This is a genomic window from Streptomyces thermovulgaris (genome assembly GCF_002155915.1).
GTDB lineage: Bacteria > Actinomycetota > Actinomycetes > Streptomycetales > Streptomycetaceae > Streptomyces > Streptomyces thermovulgaris.
Map to the genome: position 1 here is coordinate 1 of NZ_MUME01000511.1, position 775 is coordinate 775.

Annotated in this window: 1 protein-coding gene; it reads left to right on the forward strand. The window is 75.0% G+C overall.

Annotation, left to right across the window (positions count from 1 at the left end; translation table 11 throughout):
* Positions 1–775: NAD(P)/FAD-dependent oxidoreductase (locus CCN35_RS26905; protein ID WP_143631882.1), on the forward strand; the 775-nt coding region annotated here is incomplete at both ends.

The following is a 775-nucleotide window of genomic DNA, read 5'->3' on the forward strand; positions in this document are numbered from 1 at the left end:
GGCCCAGCCCGACCTGCGCATCGCCGTCCTGGAGAAGGAGTTCGCCGGCTTCGGCGCCTCCGGGCGCAACGGCGGCCGGCTCAGTGCCGAACCGCCCGGCCGGATGCGCCGCTACGCCAGGACGCACGGCCGGGAGGCGGCCGTCGCCCTGCAGCGCGAGATGTTCTCCTCCGTCGACGAGGTCGTCCGGGTCGCCGCCGAGGAGGGCATCGAGGCCGACATCCGGAAGGACGGTCTGCTGCACGTCGCCATCAACGCCGCGCAGGAGCGGCGGCTGCGCGAACGGCTGCCCGTGCTGCGCGCCGAGGGCTGGGGCGAGGACGACCTGGTCGAGCTCGACCGGGACCGGCTCGCCGAACGGGTCCGCATCGCCGGTGCCCGCAGCGCCCTCTGGAGCCCGCACTGCGCCCGCATCCAGCCCGCCAAGCTGGTGAGGGGGCTGGCCGACGCGGTCGAGCGGATGGGCGTCACCGTCCACGAGGGCACCGAGGTCACCGAGATCCGCCCCCGCCGGGCGGTCACCACCCACGGCACGGTCAGGGCGACGTATGTGATCCGGGCGCTGGAGGGGTTCACCGCCGGGCTGCGCGGCCACCGCCGGGTCTGGCTGCCCATGAACAGCAGCATGATCGTCACCGAGCCGCTGCCCGCCCCCGTGTGGGAGGAGATCGGCCGGCGCGGTGCCGAACTCGTCGGCGACGAGGCCCACTCCTACTGCCGCATCCAGCGCACCGCCGACGGCCGCATCGCCATCGGCGGACGCGGCGTCCCGTAC